The sequence below is a fragment of the Pseudophaeobacter profundi genome, from assembly GCF_029697505.1.
Taxonomy (GTDB): Bacteria; Pseudomonadota; Alphaproteobacteria; order Rhodobacterales; family Rhodobacteraceae; genus Pseudophaeobacter; species Pseudophaeobacter profundi.
Map to the genome: position 1 here is coordinate 1 of NZ_JARJEF010000228.1, position 277 is coordinate 277.

Sequence of the window (277 nt, forward strand, 5' to 3'; positions counted from 1 at the left end):
GCACTGGCCAGGGTTCGGCTGAACTCGTGATTCCCACTGACCAACTTCTCCAAAACCGCAGGGGAGTCCCCCAGGTGGGTGTAGTCATACGTCAAGTTCACCTTAGGTCCGATGAGAGCGACGTTAGCTTCATTGTGAACGTACGCCTTGCGGATCCTCGCGTTGAAGAGAGGCGCCTCAAACCTCGGGTTGGTTCCGATCAATAGAATCCAGTCGGCCTCCTCCACACCAGCAATCTTGGTGTTGAGCAGGTAGTTGCTGCGCAGGTCGGTGCCTG

Annotated in this window: 1 protein-coding gene; it reads right to left on the reverse strand. The window is 56.7% G+C overall.

Annotated features, from left to right (window positions below; translation table 11 throughout):
• Nucleotides 1–277, reverse strand: a 277-nt coding sequence (locus tag P2081_RS20820; protein WP_278924692.1) for a molybdopterin-dependent oxidoreductase, incomplete at both ends; no start/stop codon positions are given.